General features: G+C 66.7%; 17 protein-coding genes. 6 read left to right on the top strand and 11 right to left on the bottom strand.

Going from position 1 to position 21,671, the window contains the following annotated elements; translation table 11 throughout:
- Nucleotides 1-212, top strand: a 212-nt coding sequence (locus tag KA419_12310; protein ID MBP7866720.1) for a transposase, incomplete at its 5' end; no start/stop codon positions are given.
- Between the two features lie 54 nt (nt 213-266).
- Here the strand turns inward: KA419_12310 and KA419_12315 are convergent.
- Both KA419_12315 and KA419_12320 read right to left on the bottom strand, forming a co-directional pair.
- On the bottom strand, nt 267-1,022 hold the full coding sequence (locus KA419_12315) for a hypothetical protein (GenBank protein MBP7866721.1): 756 nt from the start codon (nt 1,020-1,022) through the stop codon (nt 267-269).
- Between the two features lie 10 nt (nt 1,023-1,032).
- Entirely contained in the window at nt 1,033-2,529 is a 1,497-nt protein-coding gene (locus KA419_12320) for a hypothetical protein (protein ID MBP7866722.1), read from the bottom strand.
- Nucleotides 2,530-2,861: 332 nt separating this feature from the next.
- On the opposite strand from KA419_12320, the gene KA419_12325 reads away from it, so the two are divergent.
- Both KA419_12325 and KA419_12330 read left to right on the top strand, forming a co-directional pair.
- Entirely contained in the window at nt 2,862-7,025 is a 4,164-nt protein-coding gene (locus KA419_12325) for an SUMF1/EgtB/PvdO family nonheme iron enzyme (protein ID MBP7866723.1), read from the top strand.
- 302 nt (nt 7,026-7,327) lie between these two features.
- On the top strand, nt 7,328-10,075 hold the full coding sequence (locus KA419_12330) for a 2-oxoglutarate dehydrogenase E1 component (GenBank protein MBP7866724.1): 2,748 nt from the start codon (nt 7,328-7,330) through the stop codon (nt 10,073-10,075).
- A 179-nt stretch (nt 10,076-10,254) separates the two neighbouring features.
- Here KA419_12330 and KA419_12335 read toward each other — a convergent pair whose 3' ends face one another.
- From KA419_12335 to KA419_12360, 6 genes are all read right to left on the bottom strand, one after another.
- Nucleotides 10,255-10,848: a GNAT family N-acetyltransferase gene (locus KA419_12335; GenBank protein ID MBP7866725.1), complete on the bottom strand. Its 594-nt coding sequence runs from the start codon at nt 10,846-10,848 to the stop codon at nt 10,255-10,257.
- 91 nt (nt 10,849-10,939) lie between these two features.
- The gene (locus KA419_12340) at nt 10,940-11,542 is read right to left on the bottom strand and encodes a hypothetical protein (GenBank protein ID MBP7866726.1); all 603 of its coding nucleotides are present in this window, start codon (nt 11,540-11,542) and stop codon (nt 10,940-10,942) included.
- A 162-nt stretch (nt 11,543-11,704) separates the two neighbouring features.
- A complete protein-coding gene (locus KA419_12345) occupies nt 11,705-12,499 on the bottom strand; it encodes an MBL fold metallo-hydrolase (protein ID MBP7866727.1) in 795 nt (264 codons plus the stop codon).
- A gap of 115 nt (nt 12,500-12,614) precedes the next feature.
- The gene (locus KA419_12350; protein ID MBP7866728.1) at nt 12,615-13,262 is read right to left on the bottom strand and encodes a hypothetical protein; all 648 of its coding nucleotides are present in this window, start codon (nt 13,260-13,262) and stop codon (nt 12,615-12,617) included.
- A gap of 54 nt (nt 13,263-13,316) precedes the next feature.
- Nucleotides 13,317-14,237, bottom strand: coding sequence for a four helix bundle suffix domain-containing protein (locus tag KA419_12355; GenBank protein ID MBP7866729.1), 921 nt, complete (start codon nt 14,235-14,237; stop codon nt 13,317-13,319).
- A 61-nt stretch (nt 14,238-14,298) separates the two neighbouring features.
- Nucleotides 14,299-14,616, bottom strand: coding sequence for a hypothetical protein (locus KA419_12360; GenBank protein ID MBP7866730.1), 318 nt, complete (start codon nt 14,614-14,616; stop codon nt 14,299-14,301).
- A gap of 451 nt (nt 14,617-15,067) precedes the next feature.
- On the opposite strand from KA419_12360, the gene KA419_12365 reads away from it, so the two are divergent.
- Together KA419_12365 and KA419_12370 are read left to right on the top strand one after the other, a co-directional pair.
- Nucleotides 15,068-16,333, top strand: coding sequence for a ribonuclease H-like domain-containing protein (locus KA419_12365; protein MBP7866731.1), 1,266 nt, complete (start codon nt 15,068-15,070; stop codon nt 16,331-16,333).
- Nucleotides 16,334-16,687: 354 nt separating this feature from the next.
- Nucleotides 16,688-17,713, top strand: coding sequence for a zinc-dependent alcohol dehydrogenase family protein (locus tag KA419_12370; GenBank protein ID MBP7866732.1), 1,026 nt, complete (start codon nt 16,688-16,690; stop codon nt 17,711-17,713).
- Between the two features lie 644 nt (nt 17,714-18,357).
- Here the strand turns inward: KA419_12370 and KA419_12375 are convergent.
- From KA419_12375 to KA419_12385, 3 genes are read right to left on the bottom strand one after another with little or no spacing between them, the layout of a single operon-like run.
- Complete coding sequence (locus tag KA419_12375) at nt 18,358-19,986, bottom strand: DUF2330 domain-containing protein (GenBank protein MBP7866733.1); 1,629 nt, start codon at nt 19,984-19,986, stop codon at nt 18,358-18,360.
- Nucleotides 19,987-20,014: 28 nt separating this feature from the next.
- Entirely contained in the window at nt 20,015-20,317 is a 303-nt protein-coding gene (locus tag KA419_12380) for a Txe/YoeB family addiction module toxin (GenBank protein ID MBP7866734.1), read from the bottom strand.
- A gap of 6 nt (nt 20,318-20,323) precedes the next feature.
- Complete coding sequence (locus tag KA419_12385) at nt 20,324-20,572, bottom strand: type II toxin-antitoxin system Phd/YefM family antitoxin (GenBank protein MBP7866735.1); 249 nt, start codon at nt 20,570-20,572, stop codon at nt 20,324-20,326.
- A 110-nt stretch (nt 20,573-20,682) separates the two neighbouring features.
- Between KA419_12385 and KA419_12390 the strand changes: the two genes are divergently transcribed.
- Nucleotides 20,683-21,198, top strand: a complete 516-nt coding sequence (locus tag KA419_12390; GenBank protein ID MBP7866736.1) for a hypothetical protein — start codon at nt 20,683-20,685, stop codon at nt 21,196-21,198.
- Nucleotides 21,199-21,671 lie beyond the last annotated feature (473 nt).

Here is a 21,671-nt window from a genome sequence, read left to right on the forward strand (position 1 = left end):
CGGGGGCGATCCCGGCGGAGCTGGCGCCGATCCTGGAGCGGCTGTCGCTGGACGCGGCGGAGTGGCTAGCGTCGGTGCAGGGCTACGAGCGCCGCTTCCGCCGGGTGGTGGGCTGCGCCGGCCGCCTTGCGGAGCTGGCCCGCGCCGCCGGCCTCAAGTGGTTCCAGGGCGTCGCCGCCTGCCGCCGGCTCTTCCTCCCCGCCCGGACGTAGCACAGAGGCCGAAGCTCTCACGACCGAGAACATCGGCAGTGTCCCACGCGACGGTCATTGCGGCAGCAGGTAAACCCTCTTCGCGGTGTCGATGTCTTCGGCGATCCAGCGTATCAAAGGATCTTCGCATTTCATGAGTTCCGCAAGGCGCTCGCCGTATTTCTTCCGGAGTGCCGGGACCCGCTCCGGAGCTTTCTCGGCTTCCAGCGCCTCGATCCCGCTTCGCCACCGGTGCAGCAGAAAGAGGAGAAGGTAGGCCCGCAGGGGTGTCCCGGGCGTCTTCTCCAGCCACTGCTCGGCAAAGAGGGCTTCATCCAGAGGACCGTCACTCATCCCTTCCCACTCGTAGAAAAGGGTGGCCTTCGTGGCGTAGGCTGCCGCCGCCTCTGCCGTCTGTGGCCCCAGGAGCGTCACGATACCCCGCTCAACGAGCCGGCGCTTTTCGGAGAGCCAACGCTCTGGGGTATTACGTCGTCCGGCCAGGGGAATCCTAGACCTGAACTGCCGGTTGGCGGCAAACCATTGCGTCAGCCGACTTGAGACGGCGGACCTGAAATCCGAATCTCCCTCGCAGGCGATGTCCGCCGCCTTCAGCCGAGTGGGATCGCTATCCTCCGGATAGCCATGGAAGAGGGCGTGAAACAGCTTTCCCTCCGCTTTCACCTTGCCCTCGGGTGAGACCGGGAGGTCCGAGGCCGCCGCCGCCCCTGCCGGCAGTCCGATTGCCAGCAGAAGGACCAGGCTTCGGAACGGCAGGCTCCGGCAAAGAAGCGTGAAAAGAGAAAAAGGGATGGCGGATTGAATCGGCATGGAGACCTCCTCACGATGGATCGGCGGGCCCGGGGAGAATCCGGGTGTCCACTTTCTGGTAATCACTGTATCGGATCACCTGGTGAGTGTCCACCCCGAAGAAGAGGAACACCCGGGCGACAAGGTCAACCTCGATGCGGGAAGGCAACCAGGCATCCTGGTTGATCTTCTCCTGCTCGATCAGCACGGTGCAGGACCCAAGGGAAGCCACGAGGCCCCCACCCACCTTGAACTTCTCGGTGAGACGGGCTTCCAGCCGGATGATCTGGGCCTCCTCCTCGTCGATCCAGACATTCCCGGCCAATCCACCGATCAGCTTTTCCACCAGGTTGCGGGTCTTGTGCCCCAGGCGCGGCGCAAAGTCGGCGATTAGCACCGGCCTGCCCTTCCAGCTTTCCCGCCGGAGGGAGTCGATGCTGCAGCACCGCAGGAAATCGGAAGCCGTGAACTCGATTTCCCGCTCGTTCTTCCGGCCCGCGGCGAGGCGCTCCATTTCCTTTTCAACCCGGCGGTCCTCTTCGGCCTGCCTCTTTTCCGTGAGTTGACGGCCGTTCTCCGCGATCAGACGGTCCACCAGCCTGCCGCCTGCCGGCGTGACCTCGTAAAGGCCGGTGTATTCCTGCGTCTCCTTCCCTTTCTTGTCGCGCTTCCAGGCGGTCACGGTCTTGCGGCAGCTGTAGCGCTCCCGCCGGGAATCCATTTCCGCCTGGTGGCGACCGAGGGATTCGACCAGCTCCGGCAGGTCGGGAAGGGGCCTTCCGTCCGACGAAACAGGGAAGGAGAATGCATGAGTGTCCGGTGTTGAGCGGCGGTCGAAGGTCACCACCGTCAGGGTGACCTCCTCTTCACCGATCGCCAACCGGAGTTTCCCCGGTTCCCGGATACCGTCCTGTTCTCGATAGTTTCCCAGGGAAAGGCTGAAGCGCTCCGGGGGTTCCTTGAACGCCGCCCCGCACAGAAGACCCGTTTGCGGATCGAAGTGAAGGCGGCAGCGGGCCTGGCCCAGGGAGACCTGCACCGAAGCGGTGCTGCCGCCGTCCCACGGCTCGGCGGTCACTGCGGGAACCACCGCCAGGCGGGACTTCTTTGGCTCGTGCCACCGGTGATTGACCAATAGACCCAGCAACCGGAAACAGTCGGCCGCTTCGCCCGAGACCGTGGACGACCGGTTCCCGTCCCGGCGCCAGGCTGACATGCCGTTGTAACAGAGGACCCGGGATCCGGGGCCGAAATCCAGCGCCAGGCGGAAACTGTCTGGGGCTGAAGTTCTCAGGGAAAACCTCCCCTCGCGACCGTGGCTATCGAGGGCTGTGCCTTCCGCCAGGCCGTTCCGGGCCTTGTACAGCGCCTTTCCGCCTTCCGCTTCCCGGCACTTCCGGAAGAGGTCGGCGGGTGAATCGGCCTTCCGCGCGGCAAAGGCGGAAACCCCGCAAAGGAGAAGACAGATCACCACCGCCTTCGAGAGGCTGTGGCACGATCCCAAGGTGAATCCAACGAGTCTGGTCATTTTCCAACCCCTGTCCTTGTTGATGGGTGATCCTCGTTCCTCGAGGGGGACACCATTGTGCCCGGCGACAGTAGACGTGAAAACGGGGAGAAAAGTTCAGAAGAGAGGGGAAGTGGAGGATCGTTCCGGAAAGCGGGGGATGTCGGCCCCGGCGAGACCTCCGATAACCGCTCTCGCGGCTCCCCGGGTCCCGTGCGGACTTCGCCGGTTCGGGGTTGGTCGGGAAAGCGGTGTAACCGCGGGTCGCCGTCGCTCGTCATTTTTCTTTGAGGCCCGCTCGATTTCCGATAGAATGGTCTCAACAATCGAATTTTTCCGAGGAGAGTCAGATCATGGCGACAAACCGAATCCCAGGAATCCTCGCCGCCTGCGCGTTCTTCGGCGTCGTCCTAGGCCAGGGGGCCGGGAGCGTAGCCTTCAACGACCCCATCGTGGGGAATCTCCGCTACATCCCGGCGGGGACCTTCATGCAGGGGGCACCCACCAACGAGTCCTGTGCCGGGGGCAACGAATTCCAGTTCCAGCACCAGTTGACGCAGGCATTTGCCATGATGGAAACCGAGGTGACCCAGCAGATGTGGGCCACCCTTCGATTGAACGACCTGTCTCTGCCGGCGAACCCCTCGGAGCCTGCTTACGGGGTCGGTCTCAGTCTTCCGGTCAACCACGTCAACTGGCGTCTGGCGATCCTGTTCGCAAACCGGCTGTCCGACCGTCAGGGGCTGACTCCCTGCTACTATGTCGACCAAGCGTTCACAACGCCCCTCAACGCCGTGAACTATCAGACCGGGGCCATCTACTGCAACTTCCTGGCGAACGGCTACCGGCTGCCCACCGAGGCCGAGTGGGAGTACGCCTGCCGGGCGGGGACGACCACACCGTTCAACGTGGATGAACCCGGGTACGGCCCCGGGAATTGCACCGCCTGCTCGTCCACCCCCTTCGGCCCCTTCAACAACGCCGCCTGGTGGTGCGGCAACGCCGTGATCTCACAACCCGTCGGGGGGAAAACCGCCAACACCTGGAACCTCAGGGACATGCACGGCAACGTCGAAGAATGGTGCTGGGATGCGTACGGCATGTACCCGACCGGGTCCTTCACCGACTACCGCGGCGAGTGGGCGACCGGGAGCGATCGCGTGACCCGGGGCGGGAGCTTCAACGACAATCCCTCCTACTGCCGGTCGGCGGCGAGGGACCTGTTCCCCCCCCTTGCCCCCACCCTGCAAGGCTTCCGCCTGGTCCGGAACGTCAGCTCCGGCCCCTGCCCCCCCCCGCAGATCACCCTTCAACCCTCGGACGTGACCATCACTGCCGGGCAGACTGCCACGCTGGTCATCACGGCGACCGGGACCGGGACGTTGTACTACCAGTGGTACACCAGCCTGACCGGCCAGGTCTGGGTGATGGTCCCCGACGCAACCTCACCGTTCTGCATCACGCCGCAGTTGAGCTACAACCGGAAGTACAAGGTCCGGGTGTTCGATGACTGTGACGTGCCGGTGGACAGCAACGAGGTCACCGTCACGGTGGAGGGCTGTGAAGACCCGATGATCACGAAGCAGCCGGCGAGCACCACGATCCTGGCGGGTGACCGGGCGATGCTCTCCATCACCGCGGGCGGCAGCGCCCCCCACGCCTACCAGTGGTACCTGGGCGCCAGCCCCGACACGAACGCCCCCATCGAGGGGGCGGTTTCGTCCAACTACACCACCCCGGCGCTGACCTCGAGCCAGTCCTACTGGGTGAAAGTGGAGAACGGCTGCGGGACGGTGGAAAGCGCCACGGCAACGGTGACCGTGCAATCGTGCCTGATCCCGACCATCGTCTCCCAGCCCGTGAGCCAGACCCTTCAGCCCGGTCAGTCGGCCACCCTTTCCGTCCAGGTCCGGGGAACAGCGCCGTTCCAGTACGAGTGGTACACGGGGCAAAGCCAGCAGTCGGGCACGGTCATCCCGGGGGCCGAGATGCCCTACTACACCACTCCACCCCTCACGTCATCGGCCTGGTTCTGGGTCAAGGTGACCAACGGCTGCGGGTACACGTTTTCGAGCGCGGCCCGGGTGACCGTCGAAGCCTGCACCCCGGTCGCCATCACCACCCAGCCCATGGGGACGACCATCCCCACGGGCGGGACCGTCACCCTGGGAGTGGCCGCCACCGGGACCGAACCCGTTGATTTCCAGTGGTACCAGGGGAGCAGCGGGGATACCTCCATGCCCATCCAGGACGCCGTCACGGCAGTCCTGACCGTGGGGCCTCTCTCCCAGTCCACGCCGTACTGGGTCAAGCTGACCAACGGTTGCGGCAGCGTCAACAGCGCCACGGCCCTCGTTACGGTACAGCCCTGCCAACCGCCGTCGTTCACCGCCCAGCCCATCGGCCAGAACATTGCCCCCTGGCGGCCCGTTCTCCTCTCGGCCATTGCCGAGGGTACGCAACCGCTTCTCTACCAGTGGTACCTCGGCCCGAGCGGCGACACGCGAAACCCCATCCCCGGCGCCGTCGGCAGCCAGTACAACTCCCCCGTCCTGGGACGCAACACCACGTTCTGGGTCCGCGCCTCCAACCCGTGCGGGTTCATTGACAGCGTGACGGCCGCCGTCACGCTCCAGGCGTGCACCCCGCCGGTGATCACCCGGCAACCCCAGGGTACCACTGTTCTGCCCGGTCAACCCACGACCCTGGCGGTAGTCGCCGATGGCTACGGAACCCTCGCGTACCAGTGGTACCAGGGGACCAGCGGGGACACCTCCGCTCCCATCGCGGGCGCCGATGACGCCTCCTACACCACGCCGGCGATGGCATCGACCACCAACTTCTGGGTGAGCGTGACCAACGACTGCGGAACCGTGTCGAGCAACACGGCCACGGTCGCGGTGAACGCGGGGAAATCCGTCATCAACTCCCAGCCCCAGCCCCAGTCCGTCCAGGCCGGCGAGCGCGCCACCCTTCGCGTCGCCTACTCCGGGGGCCCGCTGAAGAAACTGGATACCTGCCAGTGGTACAACGGGGAAAGCGGCGACACCTCCAACCCGGTCGAAGGGGCCACCGCTCCCGAATACACCACGCCGTCCCTGGATTCCAGCACTTCCTACTGGTGCGAAGTGGACGGTTCCGCCGACAGCCAGACCGCCACGGTCCAGGTCCAGGGGTCCGGCGATTCGACCCTGTACGCGGCCCATATCGCCACGGACTCCAACTGGTGGAGCCGAATCACCCTCGTAAACCTCAGCGACAACGCAACGGACGCCCATATCGACGCCTACCTCGGATGCGGTCTTTCCGCCTACGCCAAGGGTGCGCCCCAGCGGACCATCCTGCCCGGAAACACCTGCGTCATCCGGGCCGAGGACATCCTCCAGCCCGGCAGCGACTACTGGCTGAAGATTCGAAGTTCGAAAAAACTGGCGGGCGTGGTGGAGTTCGGCATGAAGGGAAACCCGACCACGGAGGTGATCCTGCCCCTCATCGACATGGGCTCGAAGAGCATGGTTTATCCGTACGTGGTGTCCGGGGTGGGGAACTGGTACACCGGCGTCACCCTCATCAACACCACCCCGGTGCCGGTGCAGTACGTCGTCTCGGCCTACAAGGAGGACGGCACGCCGCTGGCCGCCGTGGGGCCCCTCTACCTCCCGGCGTCCAGCAAGTTCGTCCGGATGGTGAACACCATCTTCCCGTCCGAGGCCGGGGTCAACCCCTCGGACATCCGCTTCCTTAAGGTGGAGACCACGGCGGAGCAGGATTCCCTGGTCGGCTTCGAACTCTTCGGCATCTTCAGCGCCCAGGGCGGGCTGTCGGGCCTGCCCACCTATGCCATCCCCATCGACCCTGCTTCCCCGTCGTCGACCTCCACGCTTCACTTGGGCGAAATCCCCGACAACAACGAGTGGTACACGGGGATGACCTTCTCCAACCTGGGGCTGGTTCCGGTCACCGCGAACGCGGACCTCCTGGACGACAAGGGGGCCGTCATTACCTCCAACAGCTTCACGGTCGGACCCCAGAGCCAGATGACCCGGGAGGTCTGGAGCCTGTTCGACGGATCCGTTCACGCCGGGGCGTCCCGGGTCCGGGTCACCTCCCCGACCCCCCTCCTCGGGTTCGAGATCAACGCGGCCCGCAACGGCATGGAGAGCCTGGATTTCGACGGCCTGCTCGGCTTGGGCGGAGGCCTCACGAAACAGTCCTTCCCGCTGGTGCGCTGCACGGGCGGATGGACAACCGTGCTCACCCTGAACAACCTGGCCGGCGCCGACAACGCCTACACCCTTCGAATCTTCAATGCCGCGGGGGCCGAGTTGGCGTCCCTCCCCGGCGCCCTGGCCGCCGGCTACCAGGGCAAGCTGGACCTGGCGGCCCTCTTCCCCGCGCAGGCCGCTTCCATCGCGTGGGCGAAGCTGGAGTCGGCCCAACCGATCCTGGCGGGCGCCACCCTGAAGAACACCGCCACCAACCAGGTGGGGAAGTACGTGGGCATCCAGTACCAGTGATCGGAGCGGACGTCCCCCGCCCGGGACCGGCTGCCCCGCGGGAGACCCCGTCGATCGAACGGAGACGCCGGCGGGCCCTCGAGGCCCGCCGGTTGTCTTGCACCCTACTCTCCCTTGGAAACACCCTCCACAGGCCGGAGCCGGGCGAGAGCCCGGTTTCTCTTTGCGCTTCCGGCGTTCGTTGTGGTATTAGACCGGTCTGCGACGACCCTGCCGGATGAGGTGTCATCGGCGCGGGGCGGCAGATCCGGCCGCGGGGTTCGCGCATCGAAAATGGCTGAAGCGTGAAGGAGGCAGGGCCCATGACCGACCCGCGATACGACTGGCTGCTTACCAGTGACCCAGGGACACTCGATGCCCTATTCCGGCGGTTCGTGTCGGACCCGGCTTCGGTCGACCCCGGCTTGCGGCACTTTTTCGAGGGCTTCCAACTGGGCTGCGTCGAGGGTGGCGCCGGGGTCGCCGGGGAGGCAGGGTTCGACCCGGCCGGGGTGGAGCACGAACGGAAGGAGTTCCAGGTCCTGGCGCTGATCCACGAGTACCGGACCCGCGGTCACCTCTTCACCCCGACCAATCCGGTCCGAACCCGGCGCTGTTACACCCCCGATCTGAACAAGACCCGTTTCGGGCTCGACGAAGCCGATCTGGACCATGTCTTCCACGCCGGGCGCGAGGTGGGGCTGGGCCCCGCCACCCTGCGGGACATCCTGTCCCTGATGGAGGAGACCTACTGCACCGCCATCGGGGCGGAGTACATGTTCGTACGGGTCCCGGAGCGCGTCCGGTGGCTCCGGGAACGGATGGAGTCGACCCGTAACCGGCCGGCGTTCACCATCGATCGCAAGCGAGCGATCCTGGACAGTCTCAGCCGCGCCGTGGTGTTCGAGAACTTCCTCCACGCAAAGTTCCCGGGTCAGAAACGCTTCTCGGTCTCCGGGGGCGAGAGCCTCATCCCGGCCCTGGAGGCCCTGGTCAGCCATGGCGCGCAAGTGGGTGTCCGGGAAATCGTGGCCTCCATGGCGCACCGGGGGCGGATCAACGTCCTGGCCAACGTCTTCGGGAAACCATGGCGGGACCTCTTCGAGGAGTTCGAAGGGTGCTCCTGGGAAGACGAGATTTACGCCGGTGACGTCAAGTACCATCTGGGTTGGCACGGCAGCGTGTCTCCCGAACCCGGGCGGGAGATCATCCTCAATCTCGTTCCCAACCCCTCCCATCTCGAGGCGGGCGGGACCGTCGCGCAGGGGTTCGCCCGGGCCCGCATCGAACACTTCCACGGGGGAGACGCGTCTCGGGCGCTCCCGGTCATCGTCCACGGTGACGCCGCCCTGTCCGCCCAGGGGGTGGTCTACGAACTGGTCCAGATGGCCGGCCTGGAGGCGCACCGGACCGGTGGAACGCTGCACCTGGCCGTCAACAACCAGATCGGCTTCACCACGCCCTACCTCGAGGGGCGCACCAGCACCTACTGCACTGACGTGGCGAAAGTGACCCTCTCTCCGGTCTTTCACGTCAACGCCGACGACGTGGAGGCGGTGGTCCTGGCGGTGGAGATGGCCCTGGAGTACCGCCAGGCTTTCCAGTCCGACGTTTTTATCGATCTGCTGGGTTACCGGCGGTATGGCCACAACGAGTCCGACGAACCCCGCTTCACCCAGCCGAAACTCTACCGGGCCATTGCAGAGCACCCCGACCCCATGACCCTCTACCGCCGCAAACTGGCAGCGGAGGGGATCGTGACGGAACACGAGTCCCTGGCCCTTGAGCGGGGCCTGACCGAACGCCTGGCGGCGGAACTGAAGGCGGCCCGGGAGGAGAGCGCGCCCCACTGCCATTACATGAATTTCTGCGATCGTCGCCGCCGCCCTTCCGACCTCGACCTCGTCTCCTCGCCCCCCACCGGCGTGCCGGAGGAAAACCTGTCCGCAGCCGCCCGTGCAGCCTTCCACATCCCGGAGTCCGTGGCGGCTTTCGGCAAGATCCGGAAAATCTACGACGGCCACCTGGAGAACTTTTTCAATCGGAAACGGGTGGACTGGGCCATGGCCGAGTTGCTGGCCTTGGGCACCCTGGCCCTGGATGGGGTCCCGGTCCGCCTCTGCGGGCAGGACAGCGAACGGGGGACCTTCTCCCACCGACACGCCGTTGTCACGGACGAGGTCACCGAAGCGAAGCACGCCCCCCTGCAACATCTGGCGCCGGGGCAGGCACCGGTTTCGGTTTACAACTCGCTGCTGTCGGAGTACGCCGCCCTGGGCTTCGAGTACGGCTACGCCCGGGGTTGTCCGAATGGCCTGACCCTGTGGGAAGCCCAGTTCGGGGACTTCGCCAACGGGGCCCAGATCGTCGTGGACCAGTACCTGGCCGCTGCCGAGGCCAAGTGGAACGAACTCAACGGGGTCGTCCTGCTCCTCCCCCATGGCTACGAGGGACAGGGCCCGGAGCACTCTTCAGCGCGTATCGAGCGGTTTCTCCAACTCTGCACCGGGGGAAACCTGGTGGTGGCCCAGCCCTCCACGCCCGCGAGTTACTTCCATCTCCTCCGACGCCATGCGCGGTGGCCCGTCCGCCCGCCCCTAGTGGTCTTCACGCCTAAAAGCCTCCTGCGCCGGCCGGAGTGCGCCGACACCCCCGCGGACCTCGCCGGCGGGGTGTTCCACCCGCTTCTGGACGACGGCGAGGCCGATCCGGCCGCCATCCGGCAGGTACTGCTCTGTTCGGGGCGCATCTACTACGACCTGGCCGCCCGCCGCCGGGAGCGGGGTGCCCTGGACACCGCCCTGGTCCGCCTGGAGCAACTCCACCCGTTGACCCCGGCGCTGGGGGACCTGCCGGGGCGCTACCCGGCGGCCGTTCGCTGGGCCTGGGTGCAGGACGAGCCGGAGAACATGGGCCCGGCCCTGTTCCTCCGCCTCAAGCTCCCGGGGCTTGCCCCCGCTTTTGCCGGGATCGAGGTCGTCGCGCGCCGGGAGAGTGGCGCCCCCGCCACCGGCTTTCACGACATCCACGACCGGGAGCAGCGGCAGATACTGGAGAAAGCCTTCCGGTAATCAGGCCTTGACAGTCTTACGACAAATCTGTTACGGCCCCCGAACCACGCGACTCGGACCATCATAAATTCTTTAAGGCCAATGCATTCCGAATTCGCGTCAATGGTGCGATTCGGGGGAAATGCCTGTTTGGCGGCCAAGGCGGGGAGTCAGCCTTGCCGCAAGGCGAAGCCGGCCCCCTATCCTCCGGCGGGACGGAGAAAGGAAAGCAACCGAAGCCCGGACGGGGTGTCACGCCCCTCCCAGACGAGCCGGAACCCGTGCCGTTCGTAAAAGGGCCGGTTGGCCGGCTGGGCGGTCTCCACGAAACAGGACACCCACTCCTTGTCCGCCTGCTCCAGCCCGCTCCTGACGAGGGCCGAGCCGACGCCGCACCCCTGCCACGCCGGCGAAACCCCGATCACGAAGAGGTAGCGGTACCGCTCCCCGGCCAGGGAGCGTCGAACTTCGTGAAAATGCTCCCAAAACCGGCCGAGCCGCTCCGAGGCCGCCGGGCCCAGCAGGGTCGGCAACCCGGCCAGGCCCGAGGCGCGGGCCCGTCCCGGGTCGATCTCCGTTTCGCCGGGCCCCAGCCAGACGGCGGCCCCGCGCGGCTCCCCCCCGGTGGTGAAGGCCCCGCCGCAGAGGAGCCCAAGGCGAAGCGCCGCCGCGAATTGTGCCGGGGCCACCCGGCGCCGGGCCTCGGGGTCCGGGAGGGCGTAAACCTCGAGGGGGTCCCCGAGGAAAGCTTCCGCCAGAACCGTCGCGCACGCCGACAGTCGACCCGGTTCCATCGGGACCACGGTCACCCTACTCACATCCACCCTCCAACCGAAGGCTCAGCCGCAGGTCCACCCCGTCGGGGCGGCGGCCGCCTCCCCGGGGTCACTTCTCCAGCTTCAGGCGCAGCCAGTGGTCCGGGACATCGGGTGAAGCGCCCGCCGGAAGCGTCTTGTCGGGTCGCTTGAGGTGGATCAGGAGCGCGACTTCCCGCCCGAGCCGGGCCCGGTCCAACTGGAACTCGAACGCCTCGGGCGCGACGACCGCCTGTTTTCCGTCCTCCCAGGTCACACAAACCGGGTTGGCGGTCCACCAGCAATTCCGCCCCCACACCAGTTCCAACGCGTGAGTCAATGCGTGAGTGTCCTTGATTGCGGCGGGGTGAGTGTCCTCGATCGGCCCGGCTTTCGAAGGGTGGTTGTCCTCCATCGCCCGCTCCCCCAGGGCCGACGAGACGTGGAGCATTGCACGCCCGTCGCGGGTCGTCAGGTAGAGGTCGAGCCCCGTGTGACGGGCGCCCTTGAAGACGACCGCCAGGTAGAGATAGCGGGAGTCCTCTCGAGCCTTCAATTCCACCTCCGGGTCGAGCGGCAGGCCGAGGGCCCCCCGCCATTCGTCCACCCCCACGAAGCCGTTCACCAGGATGGACGGCCCCAACGGGACCACGGGCGACACCCCCGCCGCCAGCAGCAGCAAGCACAGGATCATTCCGCCTCCTTGCCGTGGGATCACGGGCCACGGCGTAGATTAGTGTTGATAAAGCCGCAATAAGTCGAAAACCGAACGGGAGAGTGTCTGTAACGCCTTTGTCTGAACCATCGCCCGGCGGGAGATGGTACGAATTGCGGAGAAGACCGTGTTCTTCGTCATTCAATTCGTCCACGGAGCCGGGGTCAGGCTGACGACGCGGGTGACGCCGGGCGGGCCGGAACTATCGACCCCCCAGGACGGGCTGCCGGTGTCCTCGACGACATAGCCCGGGCGGGAGCGGAACCGGTCCAGGAAGTCGGCCTTCTCCGCGGCCGACCAGTAGTGCGTGGGGATGACGGCCCGCGGCCGGAGGACCTCTACGAGCCCCGCCGCCTCGCCGGGCACCGGTCGGACCCAGCCCACGGGGACCAGCAGGAGGTCCAGCCGGGACGGGAGGCGTTTTTTCAGGGCCGTCCAGCGGGCCGGTGCGTCCGGCGCCGTCAGGTCGCCCTGGAGATCGCCGGAGAGGAACAGCGTCAACCCCTTGTAACGGATCAGGTAGCCGGTGTTGTCGTCCCGGGCGCGCTCGCTCACGGGGATCGCCTGGAGGCGGATCCCCCTCAGCGCAAAATCTTTCCCGTCGATGACGGTGGCGCCCGGGAAGGCCTGCTGGCGGTCGTGGTCGGGGTCGTGGTGGGTGTAGGCCACCAGGTCCGGCTTCAGGTCCCCGAGATCATGGATGGGGCTGGTGAGGCCATAGGCGTTGGACACCCCGTAGTCGACGAGGAGCGTCACGCCGTTGTCGAAGGCGAAGACAAAGGACGCGTGGCCCAGGTAGTGCAAGCGCACCGACGGCGCTCGGCCTGAGCCCTCCCCCGCGAAGACCAAACCGCCGAGGGTGATCCCCGCCAGGAAACAGGCGGCCAGCAACCCCCGTCTTCCCGATGAACCGAAGTGCATCGTAATCGTAGTCATTGGTTCGCCCTCCCGTCCCGCTTCGTTTTCCGTGTCTTGCGGACCGCTTCCCGGATCGCGGCGTGCATGGCCTCGCTCGGTTCGAGGGAGACGAAGGGCTCGATCTCCGCCTTGTTCACGGTCGTACCTCCGGGTGACGGGCCAGGAACGCCCGGGCTTTTTTCCGAGTGGAAACCCGGGGATTGTCCAGTTGCCGTTTTACGAAGTCGATAACGGTTTCCCGGCTCTCGACGGCAACAAGGATTTCGTCGAAGGCATCGATGACCTGGCCCAGGGCCACGTTCCTGCACTCGGGTGTCTTGTAGGCGGCACCCTCGACCTTCAGGAACTCCCGGGCGATCCGCCCCGCGAGGTGCGGCTTCGCCTTTGCCACGGCGGCGGCGCCCTGGATCGTGTTGGCGGCGGTGATGAGTTCCGGGCCGGGAATCGGGGCCAGGTAAGCCTCGAGCAGGCCCTCGAAACGGTTCTCCGTGTCGGCGCCCGCCAGGTTGCCCAGGATGCGAATGGCCTCCCACCGCAGGATCTTGTTACGGCCCGACAGCAGCGCGGCGAATCGGTCGAAGGCCGGGTAGAGGACCGCCGGGTTCGTCTGGCTGACGGCGTGGAGCACTTTGGCGCAACCGTACTTTACCCGCGGCTCGCGGGAATCGAGGCCCTCCAGCAACAGAACGAGCGCCCCGGGCTCTCCCGTGGCCCGCACCGCAAGGGCCTTGGGGTCGGCACCTTTCCTCCCGGCATCGTCGAGCAGATGGCATTCAGACATAAGCACTCCTCGTGATAGACATGATCTGTCAACTCGTTAATCCACCGATCGACCTCAGCCGTCCGCTTTCCTCGTCCCCCGGCACTCGGGATACGCCCGGCAGCCCCAGAACCGTGACCCCGCGCGCGGGCCCTGGCGGGCGGTTCGCAGGACCATTTCCTTGCCGCAGAGCGGACAGGATGGCGGCGAAGAGCTGGCAGAATCGGTCGGATCGGTCGGATCCGACCGATCGGTCCGATCGTGTGTGCTTTCGCCTTTCCGATAGGCGATTCTCGCCGCCGCCAGGCGTTCGCTGTATCCGCCCTCCTCGATGAAACCCCGCTCCAGTCCGGCGATCTGGTGGTCGAGCAGGTAATTGGCCTGGTGGATCAGGCAGATGACGGCATTGGCCACCACCGCCGGGTCCTCATGGGCGAGCCAGCGCGTGTAGGGGCCGAAGCGATCGGTCGGATCGGTCGGATCCGACCGATCGGTCCGATGCTGTTTCCCGACCTCTCTCACTTGCCGGGCACCGGGCGCATCCTTGGCCCACTGGGGCAAACCGCGTTGGCGCAGGAAGTCTTCGTAATCGAGCAGAAGCTCGTCGAGGCTGGCCCGGGCGACGTTGACGAGGCGCAACTCGGTCTGGGAAGAGGTCGCGGAGGCCCGGCTCCCCTCGGCGATGTTCTGGCGCCCGCTGCGTGCCGCCTGGACCATCTGGTCCACGGTGCGCGACCGCTTGTCGAGAAAGCGCTCGCAGAAAGCCACGGTAGCATCGTAGATAACGGTAGCCGTCTGGAAAGAGCGCAGTTCACGGTAGCCGCCACTTGGCCGGACCCGCTCCTGCTTGCCTGACGGGTGAGGTTTGCCGCTTCTGACAGGTCTGTCGGGCAAAGGCACTGAATCAGATCGGTCGGATCGGTCGGATCCGACCGATCGGTCCGATTCTTCGGGCGCTACGAACCAGTCTTCCGGGGTTTCCCGCCTTTCTCTCATCTCTCCCTCCCGGTTTCCCGGGCCGAATTCAGACATCGCCCGGGTCTCTCCCCTCAAGCCCTCACTTCCGGATCTGCAGGAACTCCACCGGGGCGCCGTCGCAGACGATGAAGGCCACCGTCACGCCCTCCGAGGGGCTGTTGGGGGCGATGATCACCTCCTGCCCGGCGAGGGCGGCCTCCAGGTCGTCCACCTCGAAGGCCAGGTGGGGGACCGTTTTGACCAGTTCCGGGAGACCGCAGTGCGGCTCGTAGCGCATCCACTGGATCCCGAACGGGTTCCGCTCGTGGTCGGTGCAGAAGACCCCGTAGCGCTCCAGGTGCGTCTCCCCTTCCTGCGGGGTCTGCGTGGGTATCCCGATGTGGTGGTATTTTCGCAAGGGGCCCTCCTGTCCCGCGTTTCGATCTCACCTGGCCGACAGCCCGCGGACGCCCCTCTACCGCCGGCATCTGCTGCCGTGTAACCCGAATGATACGATCCTATCTTATAGCCCGCCGGGCAGACTGTCAACCGACGACCCGGCCGCCTGTCGCAATCGCCGGAACGGAGCCGCGACCGTAAGGGAGCGGGAAGACACTGGAAAGGCGTTCCGCTTGCGTACGCGCGTGACTCTGGTTGCGCGTGTCGAGGGGGACTTCCCTCGTGGCGCGTGGGGAGGAGGCCGGTGCCAGGGTGCAGGCCTGCCCCTCGCCGACGCTTGGGGTGCCAGGGAAGGTTGCGGGATGCACACGGGTGTTGACGGCCCGGCGCGGCCGTGATGAAATGGACGAGGAGCCTCGTTCCTGTGGTTGGTGGGATTCGTGGTTTGATTTCGGGGCCGGGAGTGAGCGATGGAGTCGATCCGGGACCGGCTGAAGCGGATGACGCGGGACCGGCAGGGCGCCGCCGGGGAGGCGAAACCCGTCCGGCCGCCCGAAACGCCCGCCTTCACCGTCGAACTACGCACCGCGCGCTTCCCCCTCGACACGGTCCACGGCCACACGCCCCTCGCCGGGCTCTGGCCCCCCCGCCCAAACCTCTACCGCCTGGCCAGCCTCCCGGTGCCGCCGCCGGACGCGTCCCCGCCCGAGATCCTATTCCTGGACACCGAGACCACGGGCCTGGCGGGCGGCACCGGCACCCTGGCCTTCCTGGCGGGGACGGCCCGACTCGACCCGGCCCGCGGCGACCTGGTGGTGGAGCAGTACTTCCTCCCGGACCCCTCCGCCGAGCCCGCCTTCCTGGCGCCGCTGGCGGAGGCCCTGGGGCGGGCGGGCCTCCTGGCGTGCTTCAACGGGAAGTCCTACGACCTGCCCCTCCTCAACACCCGCTTCATCCTCAACGGTTTCCCCCCCGTCTCCCCGGACCTGCCCGTGGCGGACCTCCTCCACCCCGCCCGCCGGCGGTGGAAGGGCGACATCGGCGCCTGCGACCAGCGCTCGGTGGAGCGCCACGCGTTGGGTGTCCACCGCCGGGGGGACATCCCGGGCGAGTTGATCCCGGACCTCTACTTCCGCTACCTCCGCGACCGCGACCGGGGGCCCCTCGAGGAGGTTTTCCGCCACAACCTCCTGGACATGCTGGGGATGGCGGCGCTCTTCGCCCGGCTCAACACCCTCGTCCCCGAGGCGGAGCCCGCCCGCGACCCCGCGGACTGGGCCTGCCTGCTGGGCACCCTGGACGCCCGGGGCCGGCTGGCGGAGTTCGAGGAGATCTTCGCCCTCCAGTCAGACGCCCTCCTGGAGGCGGGTCGGCGGCACCTCCCCGCGGGGCGCGTGCTGGCGAGGCTGCTCAAGCGGGTCGGGCGGCGGGAGGAGGCCTGGCGGCTCTACCTCCACCTGGGGACGGCGCGCCCCCGGGACGTCCCCGAGAGCTTCGCCGAGGTCCTCAAGTACGAGGAACACATCCTGCGGGACTTTGCCCTGGCCCTGCGGCACTGCGACGAATTCGAGGCGGTCCTCCTGCGCGTCCCGGGCGTCACGGAAATCGTCCTCGACCTCCGACGCCGCCGGGAACGGTTGCGGAAGAAGGAAGCGCAAAAAGCGCAGAAGGCGCAGCCGGAATCGCCGGAGAACGGTCACCGGTGCGTGACCGGCAGCCCCGCGCCGGAAGAGTGAAACCGCGGAGAGCGCGGAGGAGCGCGGAGAACACCCGCGGAACGAGAAAAGAGCGGCAGCGTGCCCTGGGTTCCGGGGATCGGGAGAGGGGAAAGGGGATTGGGAGGGGAGAAAAGGGGCCCCGTTCACGCGAAATTCCGGGCAACCCTTTCGTCCTTTGTCCCTTGGGTCGTTTTGGCCCCTTGGGTCCTTTCCGCTGATTTGTGCGGCGAGCACCCCGGCCCGGGTGATGAATGGCGTTGCTTTTACAATCGCCACCGGCTTGCGGGAACGATACCGATTGCGACGGCGATACCGATTCCGATTGCGATACCGATTCCGATGAGGGTGAGAAACCGGGAGAGGAGGGACGAGATGAGAGCCATGCGAATGCACCGGGTCGTCGACCTGGGGACCTGCGCCGAGCCCCTGTCCCTCGACGAGGTCCCTCGCCCCGTGCCGGGGCCGGGGGAGGTTCTCCTGCGCGTGGGCGCCTGCGGCGTGTGCCACACCGAGCTGGACGAGATCGAGGGGCGCACGCCCCCGCCCCGCCTGCCCGTCACCCCCGGCCACCAGGTGGCGGGGGTGGTGGAGGCCCTCGGCCCCGGGGCGGCGAGGTTCAAGGCCGGCGACCGGGGGGGCGTGGCGTGGATCCACTCGGCCTGCGGGGACTGCGACTTCTGCCGGGAGGGCCGGGAGAACCTCTGCGCGGGCTTCCGCGCCACCGGCCGAGACGCGGACGGCGGCTACGCCGAGTACATGACGGTCCCCGAGGCGTACGCCGTGCGCCTGCCCGACGGCTTTACCGACCTCGAGGCCGCCCCGCTCCTGTGCGCCGGGGCCGTGGGCTACCGCTCCCTGCGCCTCGCCAAGCTGTGCGACGGGCAGGTGCTGGGGCTCGTCGGCTTCGGCGCCTCGGCCCACCTGGTGATCCAGGCCGCCCGGCACCAATACCCGAATTCCCCGGTTTACGTCTTCGCCCGGTCGGAGGCCGAGCGGGCCTTCGCCCTCGCCCTGGGCGCCGGCTGGGCGGGGGACATCGCGGACGACCCACCGTCGAAACTCCACGCCGCCATCGACACCACCCCGGCGTGGACGCCGGTGGTGGAGGCCCTCCGGCACCTGGAGCGCGGTGGACGGCTCGTGATCAACGCCATCCGCAAGGAGGCGGCCGACCTGGGCGCCCTGCTGAGCCTGGACTACGCGAGCCACCTCTGGCTGGAGAAGTCGGTGAAGAGCGTGGCGAACGTCACCCGCGCCGACGCCGAGGACTTCCTGGCCCTGGCCGCCGCCATCCCCATCCGGACCGAGGTGCAGGCCTTTCCCCTGGAGGATGCCAACAGGGCCCTCCTCGAGATCAAGCAGCGCCGGATCCGCGGCGCCAAGGTCCTGCAGCTCTGACGTTCGTACGCGCGGTCCCCGCGCGGACCCAGATGGTGAGTATTATTTTCGCCCGACGCAAGTGGGATGATGCAAGATGAAGCTCACCCCCGGCCATTCTCTGGCCGGCCGGGGCCTTGATGGACCGTCAACCTCCCCGGGAACTTCCGATTCGAGCCGTCCCGGCCTCTCGCAACGTCGCCAAGCCGCCAAGCCTCGCAAAGAAACTGTGAAGGCCTCTGGGGGTTCTTCACGAGGCTGGGATGTTGAAAGTGCCAGGCGAAGAAGGATTCTGATACCACCGTGGGAGAGAACGATTCACGAGCCTTGCGTCAATGCGAGGGTGACGTATCCCGAAGAGATACAGGAAATCAGCCGGCGGGTGCCCCGCCAGAGGCGGCGCTCCCGCCGGGAGGGGACGGTTTTGGGTGTTCCGCGCCCCGGAGGCGGCGCAGCTGCCTGCGAATTCATCCGGAATGGTGTTCAGAGTTCCGTTCAGGAGATCCACGTCTTCCGGAAGGTAAGGAGATACCACTTCCCCCCGCGCTTTCCCGCCAGGACGGCGTAGCTGACGCCGAAGAGGGGGCCGTTCCACCCGGGCCAGTCGAACCCTGACGCGTCATCCACGAAGGCCAACGTGCGGCCCGCCGGAAGCGAGCCGGGATTCAGGGTTCTGTGCCGTCCGGCAGCCGGACCACCTCCTGCTCCGTGATAAAAAATTCCCATTCCGGGCCTGCGTCCGGCGCGAAGGCCCGGATCGTGTAGCCCCCTGAGGAAAGGGTGATCTGGTAGGTGAAACCATCGGCCTCGGGTACCGGGTCCAGGAATCGTTGGTCCAGAAAATTCGCCCGGGCCAGGTCCCGAAGCGTTCCGTAAGCGCCGTTTCCTGCTTCCGCTGTTTCCCGGTAGGCCTTCTCGGCCGACGCCAGGTTCCGCAGCATGGCGATGCCCGACCCGCGATTCAGTGACCGGCTCTTTACCACCCGGTCCGCAGGGATCTTCACCGTCCACCGGTACCAGGCCGCCCCGCCGGCCGCGGCCAGGCCGGCCGCCGCGAGGAAGGCGACGAGGTAGGCCCGCTGCCGCCGGCCGTTCAGCCAGTCGTCCCAGCCCAGGATCGTCAGCGCCAGGGCCGTCAGGAGGAAGCCCGTCAACGGGTAGCCCACGGCGAGGCGGAGGGCCTCCGGCTCAGTGTAGATCGTCCTTCGGTAACCTGAAGGGGCGTCACTCACGTCCACCGAAAGGTCCCGGCTCAACTGGGCGAAGTTCAGGGAACCCTGCATCCGGGTGACGCAACAGCCGTCCCAGCCCCGTAAAACCAGGATCGGGTTCCCGATGCGCTCGGAGAAGGACAGCCCCCGGAGGACCCTCTCCGTGGCGTTCTCCAGGGCGAAACGACTGACGTAGAGCGTTTCCAGCCCCTGCGCCGAGGCTTCCCCGTCGGCCACCACCAGGAGGTCGAGGTCCAGCCCCGTGCTGGCCAGCGCCGTGAGCCGCAGGGGGTAGACCGGCTTCCGCGAGGGGAAGCGGATCTCCAGGGGGTGGGGCTGAAGGTCCCCCCCCGCGCCGGGGGTCTCCCGCTGGAGCCTGGAGGCGACAAACAGCCACCCGTCGCGGATGACGGCCTCCGTCACCCGCTCCCCGTCGGGCGTCAGGGGGGAATAGCCGTTGCGGGAGAGCCACGCCTGGAGTTGGGACGCATTCCTCGGTCGGAGAATGGCCGTGTCATAGACCCCGACTTTCAGGCGTTTGAGCTCCGGTTCGGCCAGGGCTCCCCCACCCGACGCACCCGAGTGGGAGCTTTCCAGGGGAGCGGGAAGGAACACGATCATGACCAGGAGAGAAAACGGTAGAGCGTAAAGGAGGACCCTCAGCATCTGCAAGCGGGAGATGCGTTCGCGATACAGGAAAAACAGGATCGGGGCCATCAGGGCGGCGAAGACGATTTCCCCCTTGATAAAAAACCAGCCCCCTCTGCCGTCGCCGTGTCGGACGGCCGGCTGGAAGCGGTGGAAGAGAAGGTCGAAGAGTTTCCCGTCGACCGGCAGGATGGCCGAGGGCTCGGCGGGGACGGGGACCAGCCAACCGAACCGGTCGCCCTTCCCCCGGAAAGGGGACTCCAACAGGAGCGTCTCCGCCCCGTCCCGGTGGACGACCACCGCACGCTGGGTGCTCATGCTGGGACGCTCCGCCAGTCGCCACTCCCCCACCACGTAACCGTCCGCCGCGACCGGGGCCAGAAGGCACCAGAACAGGCCGAGGACCGCCGGCGGCCGATGGAGGGAAACGGTCAAACGGCTTCGCTCTCCGTTCGAGATAGGGTCATTCATAGTGCGTCCACATGCTCAGCACCTTCACGATGCCAGCGAAGGATTCGGGCAGACCATCGATCTGCTCCCGTTCCAGGACCTCGTAAACCAGTCGGTGCCGGATATTGATCCGCCGGGAGTATTTCCCGGACAAGTCACCGACCAACTTCTCGTATTTCGGGGGAGTCTGCCACGGGTTGACCCGCAGGATGTCCAGCAGTTTCATTGCTTGCTTCTTCAGGCCGGCCCGGGCCAGTTTCTCGGCGTCCTTTCCGGCTCGGGGGCTGAATTTCAGCATCCAGGGTTTGGGCGACATCCGGCTTCACCAGAGGAGTCGGTCTTCATCCAGGCAGGCCTCCAGCGGTGTGGCGGACGCCTCGTTGATGGCTTCGCGCAGTCCGGGGACGGAAAGGAGATAGAGGGTCTCCTGCTGGGCTCGCCAGTCCCCCTCGGACACGAGCACAGCATTGTTCCGCTTCCCCACGATGAGGACCGGTTCGTGCTCCTCCGCCGCCTCGTCAACCAGGGAAAAGATTTCCGCCCGGGCTTTCGAGATCTGAATGGTTTTCATCATGCACCTCTTTCTTGTACAATTTATTGTACATCCAAATCCGCCATCATGCCCAGAAAATAATCCCCTTTCGTGTGTTTCGTGGGGTTCGGGGTTGGTATAATGAACCCATGAACGCCGAACCGCTCCTCAGACGCATCGCCCGGGTCTTTCACGAGGCCCGCCTGGAGGCGGTGATGGTGGGCAACGCCGCGGCCGCCCTGATGGGGGCGCCCGTCACTACCCTCGATATCGATTTCATGTTCCGGAAGACACCGGCGAACCTGAAAAAACTGAAGGCGCTGGCCGACCGCCTGGGCGGTCGGGTGCTGCGGCCATACTACCCAGCCTCCTCGCTCTACCGCGTGGTGAACGACGACGAGGGGATCCAGCTCGACTTCATGTCGGTCCTGCACGGTATCCCTTCCTTCGAGGGCCTCCGCGCCGTGGCCGTCGTCGTCGACTTCGGCGGCTTCCCCCTGCGCGTGGCCCCCCTGGAAGCCGTCATCCGGAGCAAGAAGGCCCTCGGCCGGCCGAAGGACCTGGCCGTCACCGAGATCCTGGAGAGGACGCTGCGTGAAAAAGAAGCCCTCGAAAAAGAAACCCTCGCGAAAGGAATCCCTGGCGGCTCTGGAAAAGGAGAGTGAGCGGGTGCTCACGGAGCGGATCCGGGCCCTGCTGGCGCTCCCGCCCAACCGCCGGACCCACTTCCTGCGCAAGCGCCTCCCCTTCGGCGGCTCGGGCCTGTGACGGGGAGGGCGTTCCCCCCGGATGACCCGTTGGCCGAAACCCGTTCAGAACCACGGATGAACCGGATAATCCGGAAAAAGGAACCACGAAAGACACGAAAGACGCAGAATCCGCCGCATCGCCCTGTCGTTGCAGTCTGCCCTGTCGGTTCAGCCCGTCCCTTTGGTCTCTTTGGTCCTTTTGGTCCCTTCGTCCCTGCGCTTCAAGGTCATCAAAGCACTCACATGCCCGGGGAAAGGCCGGCGTCAGTTCCCTTGTGCCTTTGCGCCCTTGCGGTTGCTCTTCCGGGAGGCGCGTGGGTTGCGTCGGGGCCGCGCCGCTCCGGCGGCCTGCGCGGCTCGGACAAAGCGGCGCTCCGGCAGCCTCCGCG

This window comes from Acidobacteriota bacterium (genome assembly GCA_018001935.1).
Taxonomy (GTDB): Bacteria; Acidobacteriota; JAAYUB01; order JAAYUB01; family JAAYUB01; genus JAGNHB01.

Coding starts and splice junctions, on each gene's coding strand:
- KA419_12315 (MBP7866721.1), bottom strand. CDS start 1,022: ATGCCGATTCAATCCGCCATCCCTTTTTCTCTTTTCACGCTTCTTTGC.
- KA419_12320 (MBP7866722.1), bottom strand. CDS start 2,529: ATGACCAGACTCGTTGGATTCACCTTGGGATCGTGCCACAGCCTCTCG.
- KA419_12325 (MBP7866723.1), top strand. CDS start 2,862: ATGGCGACAAACCGAATCCCAGGAATCCTCGCCGCCTGCGCGTTCTTC.
- KA419_12330 (MBP7866724.1), top strand. CDS start 7,328: ATGACCGACCCGCGATACGACTGGCTGCTTACCAGTGACCCAGGGACA.
- KA419_12335 (MBP7866725.1), bottom strand. CDS start 10,848: ATGGAACCGGGTCGACTGTCGGCGTGCGCGACGGTTCTGGCGGAAGCT.
- KA419_12340 (MBP7866726.1), bottom strand. CDS start 11,542: ATGATCCTGTGCTTGCTGCTGCTGGCGGCGGGGGTGTCGCCCGTGGTC.
- KA419_12345 (MBP7866727.1), bottom strand. CDS start 12,499: ATGACTACGATTACGATGCACTTCGGTTCATCGGGAAGACGGGGGTTG.
- KA419_12350 (MBP7866728.1), bottom strand. CDS start 13,262: ATGTCTGAATGCCATCTGCTCGACGATGCCGGGAGGAAAGGTGCCGAC.
- KA419_12355 (MBP7866729.1), bottom strand. CDS start 14,237: ATGAGAGAAAGGCGGGAAACCCCGGAAGACTGGTTCGTAGCGCCCGAA.
- KA419_12365 (MBP7866731.1), top strand. CDS start 15,068: ATGGAGTCGATCCGGGACCGGCTGAAGCGGATGACGCGGGACCGGCAG.
- KA419_12370 (MBP7866732.1), top strand. CDS start 16,688: ATGAGAGCCATGCGAATGCACCGGGTCGTCGACCTGGGGACCTGCGCC.
- KA419_12380 (MBP7866734.1), bottom strand. CDS start 20,317: ATGTCGCCCAAACCCTGGATGCTGAAATTCAGCCCCCGAGCCGGAAAG.
- KA419_12385 (MBP7866735.1), bottom strand. CDS start 20,572: ATGAAAACCATTCAGATCTCGAAAGCCCGGGCGGAAATCTTTTCCCTG.
- KA419_12390 (MBP7866736.1), top strand. CDS start 20,683: ATGAACGCCGAACCGCTCCTCAGACGCATCGCCCGGGTCTTTCACGAG.